Here is a 16091-nt window from a genome sequence, read left to right on the forward strand (position 1 = left end):
CCGTGGCAACATCCAAAATCTTACACATTAAATCTGAACAACATGACATCGCCGTCTTTGACAAGGTATTCCTTGCCTTCCTGGCGAACTTTCCCAGCTTCTTTTGCTGCAGCCATCGAACCGGCTTCCACCAATTCTTCATAAGCCACAGTTTCGGCGCGAATAAAACCACGCTCGAAATCAGAATGGATGACCCCCGCACATTGCGGTGCTTTCATCCCTTTTTTGAATGTCCATGCACGAACTTCCTGCACGCCGGCAGTAAAGTAGGTCGCAAGTCCAAGCAAATTGTACGATGCTTTGACCAATTGATCCAAGCCTGATTCTTCGATGCCCAGTTCTTCAAGGAACATTTCTTTTTCCTCGTCTTCCAACTCGGCCATTTCTTCCTCAATTTTCGCACATACAACAATGACTTCCGAATTATCTTCAGCAGCATATTTCCGTACTTCCTGCACGTATGGATTATTGTCCGCTTCCGCAATTTCATCTTCTGCCACGTTAGCCACATAAAGCATAGGCTTAAGTGTTAATAAATTCAAGCTTTTCGCTATGCGCATCTCATCTTCCGTAAAATCGATGGACCGGGCAAGCTTGCCTTCTTCGAATGTTTCGCGCAATTTCATAAGAACCGGCTCTTCTGCAACCGCATCCTTGTCTTTTTGTTTCACAAGTTTCGCGGCGCGCACAATTCTTTTTTCAATGCTTTCCATATCCGCAAGAATCAATTCAAGATTGATCACTTCGATATCGGAAATCGGATCCACATTTCCAGATACGTGTGTAATATTGTCATCTGCAAAACAACGCACTACCTGGCAGATGGCATCCACTTCACGAATGTGCGAAAGGAATTTATTGCCGAGACCTTCACCTTTGCTGGCGCCTTTTACAATACCCGCTATGTCCGTGAATTCAAACGCAGTCGGAACAGTTTTTTTCGGTTCGACCAATTCAGTCAGTTTGTCTAAGCGTTCATCCGGAACTTCTACAATTCCGACGTTTGGATCTATTGTACAGAACGGGTAGTTTGCCGCTTCCGCGCCCGCCTTGGTTATAGCGTTAAATAATGTGGATTTCCCTACGTTTGGTAATCCTACAATCCCTGCAGTTAATGCCAAAGGATTCACGACCTTTCTTCTTTGAAAACGATTTATTTTTTATACAACCACTCTATTATAGGAACAGAATAACAAAATGTCCATTAATCATTCCGCTTCCGCTTTGATAAGAACTTTTTTCATCTTCTTATTAAATTCAATTCGTGGAATCATGACGCTGTGCTGGCACCCTTCACATTTGATGCGGATATCCGCACCCATCCGGATAATTTTCCAGGCATTTGCGCCGCATGGATGGCCCTTTTTCATCTCGACGACATCATTCAATCCGAATTCTTTCATTTCCATCGTCCAAACTCCTTCATCATTTTTTGGCAATCGCTGCCGAACTTGATGCCTCCGGCGAACGCTGCATCATTACCATGCGCGGATATGGAATTTCAACTCCGCGTTGGTCGAGAAATTCCTTTAAATCCCGGCGCATGCTTCTGGCAATAGCAAAATGCTGCATCGGAAGCGTTTCGGCCGTAATGCGCATGACCACTTCCGTTGTCGTCAGATTCTGGACACCGAGCAGTTCAGCGGGTTTGATGATCTGCTCATAGTGGTCCTGCAGCGTTCCAATAAATTCAACGATCAGGTTTTCCACTTTTGCAATATCCGATTCATAGGAAATATTAACATCCACCACTGCAATCGAATTATGAATGGAGAAGTTAACAACATCCGTTACGTTGCCATTCGGAAAAATGAATAATTCCCCCGTCCAGGCTTTCACTTTTGTCGTACGCAGTCCAATTTCTTCAACCGTTCCCTCTGCTTGCCCGATCCGGACATAATCACCGACCGAAAACTGGTCCTCAAAAATGATGAAGAATCCGGTAATGATATCGCGCACAAGATTCTGTGCGCCGAAGCCAATTGCAAGGCCCAACACACCCGCACCGGCTATCAAACCGGTAATGTCGATCGTGAAGGTCGATAACACCGCAATGATGGCAACAAAATATACTACATAAGCTACCACGTTTTCAAGTAATTTCGATAAAGTCTGCTGGCGCCGTTCATTATATTTCAACGGTCCGCGAATTCTAACCGAAAATGTTTTCCGGATGACGACTCTTATGACAATTACAGCAATATAGGCGGCCAATGTAATCATGATCACTTTCACAAAGACCCAACCCAGCCCTATCCACATCGTCTCATCTGTCAGCATCTCATAGGCTGCCTGATACAGGCTTTCTAAAGTCATTATTGTTTCACTTCCTTATGGCATCAAATTGAATTGATAAATTACCGTGACTGCCAATGCAACAACTAGAATTCCTGGCAATAAATTCGCCACCCGTATTTTTGTGATGCCCATCAGATTCAATCCGATTGCGACGATCATGATGCCGCCGGTAGCCGACATCTCCGTGATGAACAAATCGAGTGCCGCGTCAGGAACAATCAGGCTGATTTGCGTTGCAAACAGCGCAATCAGTCCCTGATAAACAAAAACCGGTGCAGCAGATAACAGTACGCCGATGCCCAACGTCGACGCGAGAATTATCGATGTGAATCCATCAATAATCCCTTTCGAGATCAAAACGCCGTGTTCATTGCTCAGTCCACTTTCCAGTGCGCCGATGACGCCCATTGCCCCAATCACGAATATCAATGTGGCAGCAACAAAGCCCTGAGCGATACTTCCCTTACTTTCTTTCGCACCCAATTTCACTTCGATCCAATGGCCGAAATGATTGAGTTTCCCGTCAAGATTTGCCCATTCACCAATGACCGTTCCAAACACCAGGCTGATGATGACAATGACAAAGTTCTGGCTTTCGAATCCCATTTGCAACCCGAGCACCACTACTGCCAATCCGATGGCATACATAACAGTTTCTTTCATCTTATCAGGGATATTCCGAAGAGCTCTGCCGATAAGGGTTCCTGCAATTATCAATGCCGCATTTATCAACGTTCCTAACAGAACCATTTACCCAGCTCCTTCCCCACTCCAAACCAATCTATTTTCCATGTAAGTTGAATTTACTAACCGACATTCCGCAAAACACGTGCTCCTGCATCGCTGCGCTGCTTCGTTCAACTCTTCGCTGTTTTGCTCCATATCTCTAGAGAGTGCTCTCAGTGTCGAAGCGGTATTATACACACTTTTTCTATAATTCAAGACAAATATGCATAGTCCCAGCACATAAACAGAACCTATTCCCCTTCTGAGGAGAATAGGCACGGGCTTGTCAATTCAAAAGTTCCAATATACGTTCCAGGTCTTCTTCCGAGAAAAACTCGATTTCAATCTTCCCTTTGTTCTTGTTCTTCTTGATCTGGACGTTCGTACCGAACCGGTCACGAAGTTCAGATTGTTTTTCTTCTATAAAGATATCCTTCTTTTTCTCAATTGTTTCACGTGGAACATCTTCGTTCAATCTTTGCACGAGATTCTCCAGCTGGCGAACGTTCAAGTTATCTTTAACAACCTTTAGCGCTGTTACCGGAATGCTTTTCTTCGAACGGAGACCTAATAACGTCCGACCGTGGCCCATCGACAATTTCTTGCTGGAAATCAATTGACGGACCTCTTTCGGCAAAGCCAATAAACGGACATGATTCGCTATATGCGGACGGCTTTTCCCTAATCGGAAAGCCAATTGCTCTTGGGTCAGATTTAACGCTTCCATCAATTTCTGATAAGCCTCGGCTTCTTCAATCGGCGTTAAATCTTCCCGTTGAAGGTTTTCCAATATAGCAAGTTCCATCATTTGCTGATCCGATAATTCTTTAATGATTGCCGGAATTCCATCTAATTTTGCAAGTTTGGCAGCACGGAAACGTCTTTCTCCAACGACCAGTTCGAAGCGATTGCCAGCTTTTCTGACTATAACCGGCTGCAGGATGCCATGTTCTTTGATCGACTCAGCCAATTCGCCAAGTGCAGCTTCATCGAAAATTTTACGCGGTTGATAAGGGTTCGCTTTGATATCCGAAATACTGACTTCGCTGACCGTTTCATTTTTCGTTAAATTTTCACCTGGAAACAATGCATTGATGCCTTTTCCCAACCCTTTAGCCATTATGAATCACTTCCCTCGCCATTTCTAAATACATTTCCGCGCCTTTTGATTTCGCATCATAGATGATGATCGGTTCCCCGTGACTTGGTGCTTCACTCAATCTTACGTTCCGGGGGATGATTGTCCGATATACTTTGTCCTGGAAATACTTTTTCACTTCTTCAATAACCTGGATGCCCAAGTTCGTCCGGGCATCGAGCATAGTCAACAGTACACCGTCAATCATCAAATCATGGTTTAAATGCTTCTGAACCAAACGGATGGTGCTCAATAATTGGCTTAACCCTTCCAGTGCATAATACTCACATTGCACCGGAATAATGATGGCGTCGGAAGCCGTCAACGAGTTAATGGTTAACAGTCCCAAAGATGGCGGACAATCAATGATGATGTAGTCATACATCCCTTTCACTTCTTCAAGTGCACTTTTCAGTCGCACTTCTCTTGACATGGTGGAAACCAATTCAATTTCGGCACCGGCCAAAGAGATGGTCGCCGGCACTAAATGAAGATTTTCCACCTTCGTTTCCATAATGGTGTCTTTGATGTCCACATCGTCGATCAGCACTTCATAGATGCATTGGTCGACGTCTCCTTTATTGACGCCTACGCCACTGGTCGCGTTCCCTTGTGGATCGATATCTATTAAAAGAACTTTCTTGCCTAAGTATGCAAGACAGGCACTTAAGTTTACTGAAGAGGTCGTTTTTCCTACGCCGCCTTTCTGATTGGCGATCGCAATTGTTCTACCCACACTTGCACCAACTTTCTTTCTTTCTGCTTTTCTCATTTCTAGGGGAAACAGAGCTTTCGCTATTGTTTCCCCTCCCGTCATTCTATTGTATCAAAATATTTCTCCAGTAAGATTACAAAGCGATTAAAAAAAGCCTTTCCCTCACAGGAAAGTGCTTTTTAAGATTTTTTCTTCGGTATTTTTACGGTGATTTGATAATACTCGTCGTGTTCTTCTTCTTCGGAAGAAACATCGATACCGCTTTTTGTTACCATCGTCAACGATTGCTTGATGGTATTCATCGCAATTCTGACATCCCGGCTGAATGCTTTGCGCTTCGGCTTGGCTTTTTTCGGTTCAGTCGAAAGATGGTTTTTCACTTTGATTTCCAGTTGCTTCACGTTCAGGTTCTGTTCAACCGTGTCCTGGAAAAACTTCAGCTGAGTCGCTGGCTCCTTTAATTGCAGCAGCACCCGGGCATGGCGTTCCGTGATCACCCGGTCCATCAAAGCCTGCTTCAGCTCTTCCGGCAGTTTCAGCAAGCGCAGCTTGTTGGACACTGTAGACTGGCCTTTGCCCAATCGTTGAGCCAGCGCTTCTTGCGTAATCTCATGGATTTCCAAAAGATTATGGTAGGCATTGGCTTCCTCGATCGCTGTCAGTTCTTCGCGCTGAAGGTTTTCGATCAAAGCGATGGACGCCGTTTCTTTATCACTCAATTGGCGAACGATGGCCGGCACTTCTTCCCAGCCCAATGATTTCATCGCCCGGAAACGGCGCTCCCCGGCAATGATTTCAAAATTATCGTCTTCATCAACCCGTACAACGATGGGCTGAATAACGCCATGCATATGGATCGTGCGCGCCAGTTCTTCGATTTTGTCTTCATCAAAGATCGTTCTTGGCTGAAATTTATTCGCAATTATTTTATCGATCGGCAATTTGACAACTTCTTCTGAAGCTTCACTCACCGGTTTTTCAATAACTTCTGTCTCTTCTTTATCTACGCCCCCGAAGAAACGTGAAAAAGGACTTTTCATCCTCAAGCACCACCTTTTAAAAGCTCACTTGTACATAATTCGCTGTTCCTGCTGCAATACCTGCTTTTCCCATTGTTCCACGTGAAACATTCAAAACTTGTGATTCAAGTAATTGGTGATTTATTCGGCGTACCCGGTTTTCTTGGATACTTTTTCGGTGTTTCCTTGAATTTACGGAAAACTTGCAGGTATCGCTCACTTTCCTCAATCGGCAAGGTGAAGGCATGGACACTTTCCTGTTTGACCCCGAGTTTATCAAGTGCCCGTTCGGCATCCTTCAATTCGTCAGGGGCAGAAGCTGCTTTCATCGCGGCGAATATTCCGCCGTTTTTAACAAGCGGCACACATAATTCGGCTAACACAGACAACCTTGCCACAGCACGGGCCGTCACCAAATCATATTGTGCGCGATGTTCCGATTGTCCAAAGTCTTCAGCTCGCGCATGCACAAACTGGACATCTGCCAATTCCAGCTTGTCGCTTAAATGGTTGAGGAATTGAATGCGTTTATTCAATGAATCCACAATGGTCACCTGGATATGCGGGAAACAGATTTTTAATGGAATGCTCGGAAAACCGGCACCCGCTCCCACATCACATACTTTTAAAGGCTTTGTGAAATCCAAATAAAAAGCCGCAGTTACCGAGTCGTAGAAATGCTTCAAGTAAACAGATGGCTGATCGGTGATGGCAGTCAGGTTCATCTTGTCGTTCCATTCGACCAATTCTTCGAAATAGATTCTGAACTGCTGCAGTTGCCGGTCGTCCAATTCTATTCCTTTTTCGCTGAGGGCGTCTTTAAATTGCTGTTCATTCAATCTGCTTCTTCCTCCCTCTTTTGTCCAAACCATAACGCATCATCATATGTAAAAAGGGCTGGTATCTCCCAGCCCTTTTTATTGGCTTTTGTATATTCTAACAGTAAGTCCATATAAATCGATATTCCGCAAAACAGCTTGCTTGCCTGGGGGCTCGCGCTGAGCTAACTCGGTCTCGTTTCACTTCGCCCGAGTGGATCTCAGCACTTCGCTTGGTCCCCATGGCGTCTGCGCTATTTTGCTTCATATCTTAGAGACTGGCTCAGTTAAAGTCAGTTTCTAAGCGCCGGCGCGGCTCAGGACGGGCCGGAGCAATAAGACGAGTGGTCTTCTCGGCTTATTGCGGGAGGCTAGTCCAAAGCGCCGAAGCGATATTACATGAAATTTTTTAAAAGTTATTCTTTAAATCACACCGAAACTTTCGCAATTCTTCCTTGTTCAATATACACCAAAAGAATCGAAATGTCAGCAGGGTTTACGCCTGAAATTCGGGAAGCCTGTGCAATGGAAAGAGGTCTGACCTCAGACATTTTTGCTCTCGCTTCCGTCGCAATGCCGGAAATCGCATGGTAATCGATACCGTCTGGAATCTTCTTGTTTTCCATTTTCTTGAGTTTGTCCACTTGCTGCAAGGACTTTTCGATGTACCCTTCATACTTCACCTGGATTTCAACCTGCTCTTTAATGTCTTCGCTAAGTTCAATCTCAGATGGCGTCAATTGGGCAATCATTTCATAATTCATTTCCGGGCGCTTCAACAGATCTGCACCACGGATGCCGTCTTTCAGCTCGCTTCCGCTTGCGTCACGGATGGCTTGCTGTGTTTCTTCGGTCGGCTTGATCATCGCTTTGCGCAAGCGGGCAATTTCTACTTCGATGCGCTGCTTTTTCTCAATAAAGCGGTCATAGCGGGCTTCATCAATCATGCCCAGCTTGTAGCCCAATTCAGTCAAGCGCATATCCGCATTGTCATGGCGCAGCAAGAGGCGATATTCAGCGCGCGACGTCAACAGACGATAGGGTTCACTTGTCCCTTTCGTTACCAGGTCGTCGATGAGAACGCCGATATAGGCTTCCGAACGGCTCAGGATCACTTCTTCTTTGCCAAGCACTTTTGCTGCTGCGTTGATGCCGGCCATCAATCCTTGTCCTGCCGCTTCTTCGTAGCCGGAAGTTCCGTTGATCTGGCCAGCTGTATAAAGATTTTCAATCTGTTTTGATTCGAGTGTCGGCCATAATTGCGTCGGTACGATTGCATCGTATTCGATGGCGTAGCCGGCACGCATCATATCCGCTTTTTCAAGCCCTGGAATGGACTCTATAAGTTTGCGCTGCACGTGTTCCGGCAGACTTGTTGAAAGCCCCTGAACGTAAACTTCACTTGTATTGCGGCCTTCCGGCTCAAGGAAAATCTGGTGTCTTGGCTTGTCGGCGAAACGGACGATTTTGTCTTCGATGGATGGGCAATATCTCGGACCGGTTCCTTTTGCCATACCCGAATACATCGGCGACAGGTGAAGATTGTCATCAATGATCTGGTGAGTTTCGGCAGTTGTATAGGTCAGCCAGCAAGGCAATTGATCCATAATAAATTCTGTTGTTTCGAAACCGAATGCCCGCGGCACATCGTCGCCCGGCTGAATTTCCGTTTTCGAATAATCGATGCTTTTGCTGTTGACGCGCGGAGGTGTGCCCGTTTTGAAACGCACGGTTTCAAAGCCCAGCTCCTCCAGGTGCTCAGCCAGTTTGATCGATGGCTGCTGGTTGTTCGGACCGCTGGAATACCGGAGGTCGCCGATGATGATTTCACCGCGCAGGAACGTGCCCGTCGTGATGACCACCGAATTGGCGCGGTAAATGCCACCAGCCTGCGTAAGCAAGCCTTTGACCATTCCGTCTTCCACAATCAGCTTTTCAACTACACCCTGGTGAAGGGTAAGATTTTCTTGGTCTTCCATCAGGCGTTTCATTTCCTGCTGGTAAAGCACTTTATCAGCCTGTGCACGCAACGCGCGCACGGCCGGCCCTTTGGCTGTATTCAACATTCTCATCTGAATGTGTGTTTTATCGATTACGCGCCCCATGGCTCCGCCAAGTGCGTCAATTTCACGTACAACAATCCCTTTCGCCGGTCCACCGATGGACGGGTTGCAAGGCATAAATGCGATCATATCCAAATTCATCGTCAAGGCGAGCGTTTTGGCTCCCATGCGGGCAGAGGCCAGCGCTGCTTCAGCACCTGCGTGTCCCGCTCCTACAACGATTACATCGAACGTGCCTGCTTCAAATTGTGGCATGTTCGTTCATTCCCTTCAAATTTTATTTTCCTAGGCAGAACTGTGAGAATAATTGGTTCAGGAGTCCGTCATCCGCCGTATCGCCGATGATTTCCCCCAGTAATTCCCAAGTTCGAGTAACATCTATTTGGATCATATCGACCGGCACGTCCATTTCCGCAGCCCCAATGGCATCTGAAATGGTTTGGTGTGCCTGGTGCAACAATGAAATATGGCGTGCGTTCGAAACATAAGTCATATCCCCTGCTTCGAGTTCCCCTTCAAAAAACAGATCCGCAATGGCCTGTTCGAGCTGATCGATTCCTTCTTCTTCTATTAAAGAAGTCGTCACCATCAAATTATCGCCAGCCAGTTGCTGCATTTGCTCCAAATCAATTTTGCGGGGCAAATCGGTTTTATTGACGACAACGATGTAATTCATGCCTTTGACCGCTTCAAATAATAATGCGTCTTCTTCGGTCAATTCTTCCGCATAATTCAGCACATACAGGATCAGATCCGCTTCCTTCAGCACTTTGCGGGAGCGCTCCACGCCGATGCGTTCGACGATGTCTTCGGTCTCCCGTATGCCGGCCGTATCGACCAGGCGAAGCGGTACGCCCCGAACATTCACATATTCCTCTATTATATCACGGGTCGTCCCCGCAATTTCAGTCACGATGGCTTTATTTTCCTGTACCAGGCTGTTCAACAGCGAGGATTTCCCGACATTCGGCCGTCCCACGATGACCGTAGAAAGCCCTTCACGGAGAATTTTCCCCTGAGATGAAGTCTGCAGCAGCTTGTCGATTTCCGCCTGCACCCATTTTGCCTTTTCCAGCATCATCGGCCGCGTCATTTCCTCGACGTCGTCGTATTCCGGGTAATCAATATTGACTTCCATCTGGGCAATCGACTCGAGCAGCGCCTGGCGCAATGTGCCGATGAGTTTCGACAGCCGCCCTTCCATCTGTCCGAGGGCAACGTCCATGGCACGGTCGGTCTTCGCGCGAATCAAATCCATGACCGCTTCCGCCTGGGATAAATCGATGCGGCCATTCAGGAACGCCCGCTTCGTAAATTCACCAGGTTCCGCAAGCCGGGCTCCGGCGCGCAAGACAAGCTGCAGCACACGGTTTACCGACACGATTCCCCCGTGGCAATTGATCTCAATGACGTCTTCCCGGGTAAAAGTTTTCGGACCTTTCATGAATGACAGCATCACTTCTTCGACGGTTTCCTCTGTCCATGGATCCCGAAGGTGGCCGTAGTGAATGGTATGGGTCGGCTGCGTTGCCAATGTTTTGCCGCTTGCCGCTCGGAACAGTCGGTCCGCAATCGAAATCGCTTCCGGGCCGCTCAAACGGACAATGGCGATCGCTCCTTCGCCTGAGGGCGTCGATATCGCAGCAATCGTATCGAACTCCATGATGTATCCTCCTCTATGTGCAGAAAAATCAAATGCCGCGCCGGAATAATTAATTATCCACAGCCGCCATTTTTTCTCTTCATCTATATAATTTCAGTTTGCTCTTTAAAAAAGTTGTCCACATGTGGACAACTGAGAAAATTACATGACTTTCTAACATATTACAATAGCATAATTCTGTTTGAACCGAAAGACAGAGAACTTTTTTGCGCCAATTAATTCAGCTGCCGATTCCTTATTGTCTCTTCTCCCTCTTTTTGCTCCTCCTGCCGGACAGCCCCCCTAATTTCAGCCAACAAAAAAACAGCCCGCTTTTTTTACAAGCGGGCTGCTCTTTTTATCGCACCGGTTCGATGACCAGGTAGCGGTTCGGATCTTTTCCTTCTGAAAAAGTATCAATATCAAGGCGTCTCGACAAAGCTTGATGAATCACTTTGCGTTCGTAGGACGGCATCGGTTCGAATTGGACACGGCTGCCGGTGCGGATCGCTTTGTCAGCCATCCGGTCCGCCAGCTGTTCCAACGTTTCCTGGCGGCGTTCACGGTAATTCTCCGCATCCAGTTCCACCATCATGAATTGATTCGCGTATTTATTGGCCACCAATTGCGCCAATTGCTGAAGTGAATTCAAGGTATGCCCTCTTTTTCCAATCAGAATCGCCACTTTTTCACTTTCCAGATAAAAACTGGCTTGCTTGCCTTTGACGCTATGGCTGACCGACAAATCGTCGATCCCCATCTCCTTTGCAACGGCCTGTAAGTATTTCTTTGTTTCTTCAATCGCCTGATCATTTGAAGGACGAGATTTTTCCGCTTGTCCCTCTTGTTCAGCAGGCTTTTCAGTCAGTTCTTCTGTAATTACAGGAATTTCGGATTCTTTTTCACTGTCCTGCAGTGTTGGCTCCGGTTGGTTCACCGTCACTTCCACTTCAGCTTGTTTGGCGCCAAATCCGAAAAATCCTTTTTTCTCTTCCTGGATTACGTTGATGCTTACTTCTTCTCGTGTAACTTGGAGTTTTTCTAATGCTTCAGATATCGCGTTTTCAACAGTTAGACCCGTCTGCGTAATCTGTTTCACTTTTTAGCCCCTCCTGCTTTCGTTTTAACAGGTTGCTGCACTTCTTTCTTTTCCCAAGGACGGTAGATAAATAGATTTTGGATCAATGAAATGATATTTCCGATTACCCAATACAATGTCAAAGCGGAAGGCAAAATTGCACCAAAACCGACGATCATAACAGGCATGAAATACATCATCATTTTCATTTGCGGATTGTCCATTGCTGGGCCTGTGCGGAGTACAACATATTGCATTGCACCAGCAATAATTGCCAAGATAATGCTTGGTTCAGCAAGCGGAAAAATAAGGAATGAGCCCAAATTGATCTCAGGCGTGCTGTTCATACGGCTGATTGCGTGATAGAAACCGATCAGCACTGGCATCTGGACCACAATCGGCAGACAGCCCGCCATCGGGTTGACGCCTCTTTCCTGGAACATTGCCATCATTTCTTTTTGGTATTTCTGCTGAGTTACAGCATCTTTCGATTGGTATTTCTCTTTCAGCTTTTTAAGTTCCGGCTGAATTTCCTGCATGCGCTTCGAACTGCGCGTCTGTTTGATCATCAGCGGCAGCATCACCAATCGGATGATGATAGTTACTGCGATGATCCCGAATGCATATGTTCCCAAAAAGTCTTTGAAATAAGTGATTGCTGATACGAGCGGCCAAACGATAAACTCGTTCCAGAACCCATCGCTGTCGCTGTTGATCGGCTGATCGAATTCTGTACAACCGGATAACAGCAAGGCAACGCCTATCAGCGCGATGATCAATAAATTACGCTTGTTCAAGCTTCTTCCCCCAAACTAATTCTAATTACTTCTATAGTAACATTCCCTTTGCTGCGCTTTCTACTTCTTTGGCAAAGCGCGGGCAATTTTTAAAACATGCTGCAAATTCTTCTTGCTTTCATGGTAATCCAATGTGGCCGCCTGTTGCCTGGCGATGATAACATAATCCGCGTTTGGCGCCAGCTCATCCTTCATTTCCAGGAAAGCTTGCCGGATATATCGCTTGATGCGATTCCTCACCACTGCGTTGCCTACTTTCTTGCTGACGGATAAGCCGACCCTGAATTCAGGCTGGTCACTTTTCAGCATATAGACAATGAATTGACGATTTGCGAATGACTTTCCGTGCTTGAATACCCGCTGGAATTCTTTATCTTTCTTGATCCGCTGATGCTTATTCATTTTTTCACCTGCTTATTTTGGTTCATCTCCGGCCGATTTCCGGCTGAAAAGAAAAAAAAGACCACTGATGCGGTCAGTGGACTTAAGCTGATAATACTTTTCTTCCTTTACGACGGCGTGCTGCAATTATGCGGCGTCCGTTTTTAGTGCTCATACGTGCTCTGAAGCCGTGTACTTTGCTGTGTTTACGTTTATTCGGTTGGTATGTGCGCAATGTCATATATGACACCTCCTGATAATGTGAGTTAACTATTTATCTTAAAGACAGTCTCGACTATTATAATGGCTGGCCCTATCAAATGTCAATCTCTTATTCGAGATCGTACTATTCTTTAATAATAATGTTATCCACATTCACAAAATAGTTTTCGGGATTTGCTGTGTACGAATTTTTTCGGTAAAATAATTATCCACACCCCTTATCTACAAGTTCCGCACATATGAACCGCATGTGGATAGCTCTATTGTGCACCATTCGGGATATGTGGATAAGTTCAATAAATTCTTGTATTGTCTATTCTTTTTTGGTAACATTAACTTGTTTTCACTTGTTGATAATTTTTATCCCAAAATACTTATCCACAAACTGTGGGTAAGATGTGGATAGTTATTCAACAACCTGTTCATCAATGTTATCCACAGGCTGTGGCTTTGTGTATGGTATACTTAAAAAATATTTTACATATAAAGGAGAAACGCTATTGGAACACTTAGACGAAATTTGGTCGAGTGTCTTAGCCAAAGTTGAAACCAAAATCTCCAAACCCAGTTTTGAAACATGGCTAAAATCAACAAAACTTTTGACTTATCAGGGTGATACCGTCACTATTTCCGCTCCGAATTCGTTTGCACGTGACTGGCTTGAAAACCATTACGTCCATTTAATAACAGGAATTCTGTCGGATCTGACCGGTGACGATCTGCATATCAAATTTGTTGTGCCCAAAGATCAGGACATGGACGATTTTCAGCTTCCAGCGCCCCGCATAAAGCCGGGCCAGAATGACCAGCAGGAGTTTTTGCCGGGAATGCTGAACCCCAAATACACTTTTGATACATTTGTAATTGGGTCAGGCAACCGTTTCGCACACGCTGCATCGCTTGCAGTGGCCGAAGCTCCCGCAAAAGCCTATAATCCGCTGTTCATCTATGGAGGCGTAGGACTTGGCAAGACCCACCTCATGCACGCAATCGGACATTACGTCCTCGAACACAACCCGAATGCCAAAGTGGTTTATTTATCATCGGAAAAATTCACCAACGAATTCATCAACTCCATACGGGATAACCAAACCGTCGATTTCCGAAATAAATACCGGAGTGTCGATATTCTTCTGATTGACGATATTCAATTTTTGGCTGGCAAAGAACAGACCCAGGAAGAGTTTTTCCATACCTTTAATACGCTGCACGAAGAATCCAAGCAGATCATCATCTCCAGCGATCGGCCGCCAAAAGAGATTCCGACACTCGAAGACCGCTTGCGGTCGCGTTTTGAGTGGGGTCTGATCACGGATATTACACCGCCGGATCTGGAAACACGGATTGCCATCCTGCGCAAAAAAGCAAAAGCAGACGGCCTCGATATTCCGAACGATGTCATGACCTATATCGCCAATTCCATCGATTCCAATATCCGGGAACTCGAAGGGGCATTGATTCGCGTAGTGGCTTATTCGTCTTTGATCAACCGTGATATGAGTGCGGATCTTGCTGCAGAAGCGCTGAAAGACATCATGCCGAATGCGAAACCGAAAGTCATTACGATTTTGGACATTCAGCATGCGGTCGGCGATCAATTCAATATCAAAATTGATGATTTCAAAACGAAGCGCCGGACAAAAGACATCGCCTATCCAAGACAGGTGGCGATGTACCTTTCCAGGGAGCTTACTGATTTTTCATTACCCAAAATCGGAGAAGAATTCGGAGGACGCGACCATACGACGGTCATCCACGCCCACGAAAAGATTTCGACGATGCTGAAAGACAACCAGCAGCTCCAACAGGACGTCAAAGACATCAAAAAAGCGCTCACCAAGTAAAATTCAGCTGTGGATAAGCACCAAAATAATGCACTGCCTTACACACAGCTTATCTACATGTGGATAACCCGCCAGAATTCAAAAAAACAAGCTTATCCACATATTCACAGGCCCTACTACTATTATTACTTTAAAAAGCTTTAAACAAAATATATATATAAGCGAGGTTCGAGAATGAAATTCGAGATAATGCGTGAGCGATTAGTTGAAGGATTAAACGATGTAATGAAAGCAGTCAGTTCAAAAACAACGATCCCGATTTTAACAGGGATCAAAATGGACGTTTCTTCCGAAGGAATGAGACTCACGGGCAGTGATTCAGATATCACGATCCAAACGTTCATCCCGGCAGAAGAAGACGGCGAACAGATCATTCGGGTCGCACAGGGAGGAAGCATTGTTCTCCAGGCGAAAGTATTCGGTGAAATCATTCGTAAACTGCCGACAAATGATGTGGAGATTGAAATTACAGGAAACTTCCAGACACATATTCGTTCAGGAAAATCCGAGTTCCATCTTATAGGATTGGATGCAATGGATTATCCCCAACTTCCGGAAATCCAGGATGACCGTTTGTTCACAATCCCGGCAGATCTGCTGAAAACGATCAACCGCGAAACCGTGTTTGCCGTTTCCAGTTCAGAAACACGCCCGGTCCTTACCGGCGTCCATTGGGAAGTGAAAGACGGCGAATTGGTATGCGTCGCAACTGACAGCCACCGTCTGGCACGCCGCAAAACGACGTTAGAAACCTTGCCGGAAGGCGAATACAGCGTCGTTATTCCAGGTAAGAGCTTGAATGAGCTCAATAAAATCCTAGATGACACTTCCGAAGCGGTTGAAATCGTCATGACCAACCAACAGGTGCTGTTCAAATCAAAACATATCCTTTTCTTCTCAAGGCTTCTTGAAGGAAACTATCCGGATACGTCACGCTTGATCCCGGCAGAATACAAAACCAACGTCACTGTAAATGGCCGTTCATTGCTGCAGGCAATTGACCGCGCTTCTTTATTGGCACGCGAAGAACGCAATAATGTGGTCCGTTTTTCAGCGTCGGAAGGCAATGATGTCGAAGTTTCTTCGAATTCACCGGAAGTCGGAAAAGTCGAAGAGCAGCTTCAGGCACAAAGTATAGAAGGGGAAGATCTGAAAATCTCCTTCAGTGCGAAATTCATGATGGATGCGCTGAAAGCAATTGACGGCCAAGATGTGGTCATTCAATTCTCTGGTGCGATGCGCCCATTCGTCCTGAAATCAGCATTGGATGATTCGATTCTTCAGCTTATTCTTCCTGTCCGGACATATTAAATACTCAGCAACACCTCAGGATAGCCCATACAGGCTATC

At 45.9% G+C, this 16091-nt stretch carries 16 protein-coding genes; 2 read left to right on the top strand and 14 right to left on the bottom strand.

What is annotated here, in order from left to right; all coding sequences use genetic code 11:
• Nucleotides 1-20: 20 nt before the first annotated feature.
• From ychF to rpmH, 14 genes are all read right to left on the bottom strand, one after another.
• Nucleotides 21-1121, bottom strand: coding sequence for a redox-regulated ATPase YchF (gene ychF / locus DHX103_RS07625; protein ID WP_422124738.1), 1101 nt, complete (start codon nt 1119-1121; stop codon nt 21-23).
• 87 nt (nt 1122-1208) lie between these two features.
• Nucleotides 1209-1409 carry a DUF951 domain-containing protein gene (locus DHX103_RS07630; RefSeq protein WP_422124676.1) on the bottom strand — a complete coding sequence of 67 codons (201 nt, stop codon included), beginning with the start codon at nt 1407-1409 and terminating at the stop codon, nt 1209-1211.
• Between the two features lie 16 nt (nt 1410-1425).
• Complete coding sequence (locus DHX103_RS07635; RefSeq protein WP_422124677.1) at nt 1426-2316, bottom strand: mechanosensitive ion channel family protein; 891 nt, start codon at nt 2314-2316, stop codon at nt 1426-1428.
• A gap of 15 nt (nt 2317-2331) precedes the next feature.
• Entirely contained in the window at nt 2332-3048 is a 717-nt protein-coding gene (locus DHX103_RS07640) for a DUF554 domain-containing protein (protein WP_422124678.1), read from the bottom strand.
• A gap of 262 nt (nt 3049-3310) precedes the next feature.
• Entirely contained in the window at nt 3311-4144 is an 834-nt protein-coding gene (locus DHX103_RS07645; RefSeq protein WP_422124679.1) for a ParB/RepB/Spo0J family partition protein, read from the bottom strand.
• Nucleotides 4137-4898 carry a ParA family protein gene (locus DHX103_RS07650; RefSeq protein WP_422124680.1) on the bottom strand — a complete coding sequence of 254 codons (762 nt, stop codon included), beginning with the start codon at nt 4896-4898 and terminating at the stop codon, nt 4137-4139. The genes DHX103_RS07645 and DHX103_RS07650 overlap by 8 nt, the downstream gene beginning before the upstream one ends.
• 158 nt (nt 4899-5056) lie before the next feature.
• Nucleotides 5057-5917 carry a nucleoid occlusion protein gene (gene noc / locus DHX103_RS07655; protein ID WP_422124681.1) on the bottom strand — a complete coding sequence of 287 codons (861 nt, stop codon included), beginning with the start codon at nt 5915-5917 and terminating at the stop codon, nt 5057-5059.
• Nucleotides 5918-6021: 104 nt separating this feature from the next.
• Entirely contained in the window at nt 6022-6735 is a 714-nt protein-coding gene (gene rsmG, locus DHX103_RS07660) for a 16S rRNA (guanine(527)-N(7))-methyltransferase RsmG (RefSeq protein WP_422124682.1), read from the bottom strand.
• Between the two features lie 407 nt (nt 6736-7142).
• The gene (gene mnmG, locus DHX103_RS07665; RefSeq protein WP_422124683.1) at nt 7143-9032 is read right to left on the bottom strand and encodes a tRNA uridine-5-carboxymethylaminomethyl(34) synthesis enzyme MnmG; all 1890 of its coding nucleotides are present in this window, start codon (nt 9030-9032) and stop codon (nt 7143-7145) included.
• Between the two features lie 22 nt (nt 9033-9054).
• Complete coding sequence (gene mnmE / locus DHX103_RS07670; protein WP_422124684.1) at nt 9055-10440, bottom strand: tRNA uridine-5-carboxymethylaminomethyl(34) synthesis GTPase MnmE; 1386 nt, start codon at nt 10438-10440, stop codon at nt 9055-9057.
• A gap of 337 nt (nt 10441-10777) precedes the next feature.
• Nucleotides 10778-11518, bottom strand: a complete 741-nt coding sequence (gene jag, locus DHX103_RS07675) for an RNA-binding cell elongation regulator Jag/EloR (RefSeq protein WP_422124685.1) — start codon at nt 11516-11518, stop codon at nt 10778-10780.
• Entirely contained in the window at nt 11515-12294 is a 780-nt protein-coding gene (gene yidC / locus DHX103_RS07680; RefSeq protein ID WP_422124686.1) for a membrane protein insertase YidC, read from the bottom strand. The genes jag and yidC overlap by 4 nt, the downstream gene beginning before the upstream one ends.
• Nucleotides 12295-12354: 60 nt before the next feature.
• A complete protein-coding gene (gene rnpA / locus DHX103_RS07685; RefSeq protein WP_422124687.1) occupies nt 12355-12696 on the bottom strand; it encodes a ribonuclease P protein component in 342 nt (113 codons plus the stop codon).
• Between the two features lie 82 nt (nt 12697-12778).
• Complete coding sequence (gene rpmH, locus DHX103_RS07690) at nt 12779-12916, bottom strand: 50S ribosomal protein L34 (protein ID WP_144839691.1); 138 nt, start codon at nt 12914-12916, stop codon at nt 12779-12781.
• 481 nt (nt 12917-13397) lie between these two features.
• On the opposite strand from rpmH, the gene dnaA reads away from it, so the two are divergent.
• Nucleotides 13398-14741: a chromosomal replication initiator protein DnaA gene (gene dnaA, locus DHX103_RS07695; RefSeq protein ID WP_422124688.1), complete on the top strand. Its 1344-nt coding sequence runs from the start codon at nt 13398-13400 to the stop codon at nt 14739-14741.
• Nucleotides 14742-14915: 174 nt separating this feature from the next.
• The gene (gene dnaN / locus DHX103_RS07700) at nt 14916-16052 is read left to right on the top strand and encodes a DNA polymerase III subunit beta (RefSeq protein ID WP_422124689.1); all 1137 of its coding nucleotides are present in this window, start codon (nt 14916-14918) and stop codon (nt 16050-16052) included.
• The last annotated feature ends 39 nt before the right edge of the window (nt 16053-16091 follow it).

Origin of the sequence: Planococcus daihaiensis, assembly GCF_049262615.1 — a bacterium.
Taxonomy (GTDB): domain Bacteria; phylum Bacillota; class Bacilli; order Bacillales_A; family Planococcaceae; genus Planococcus.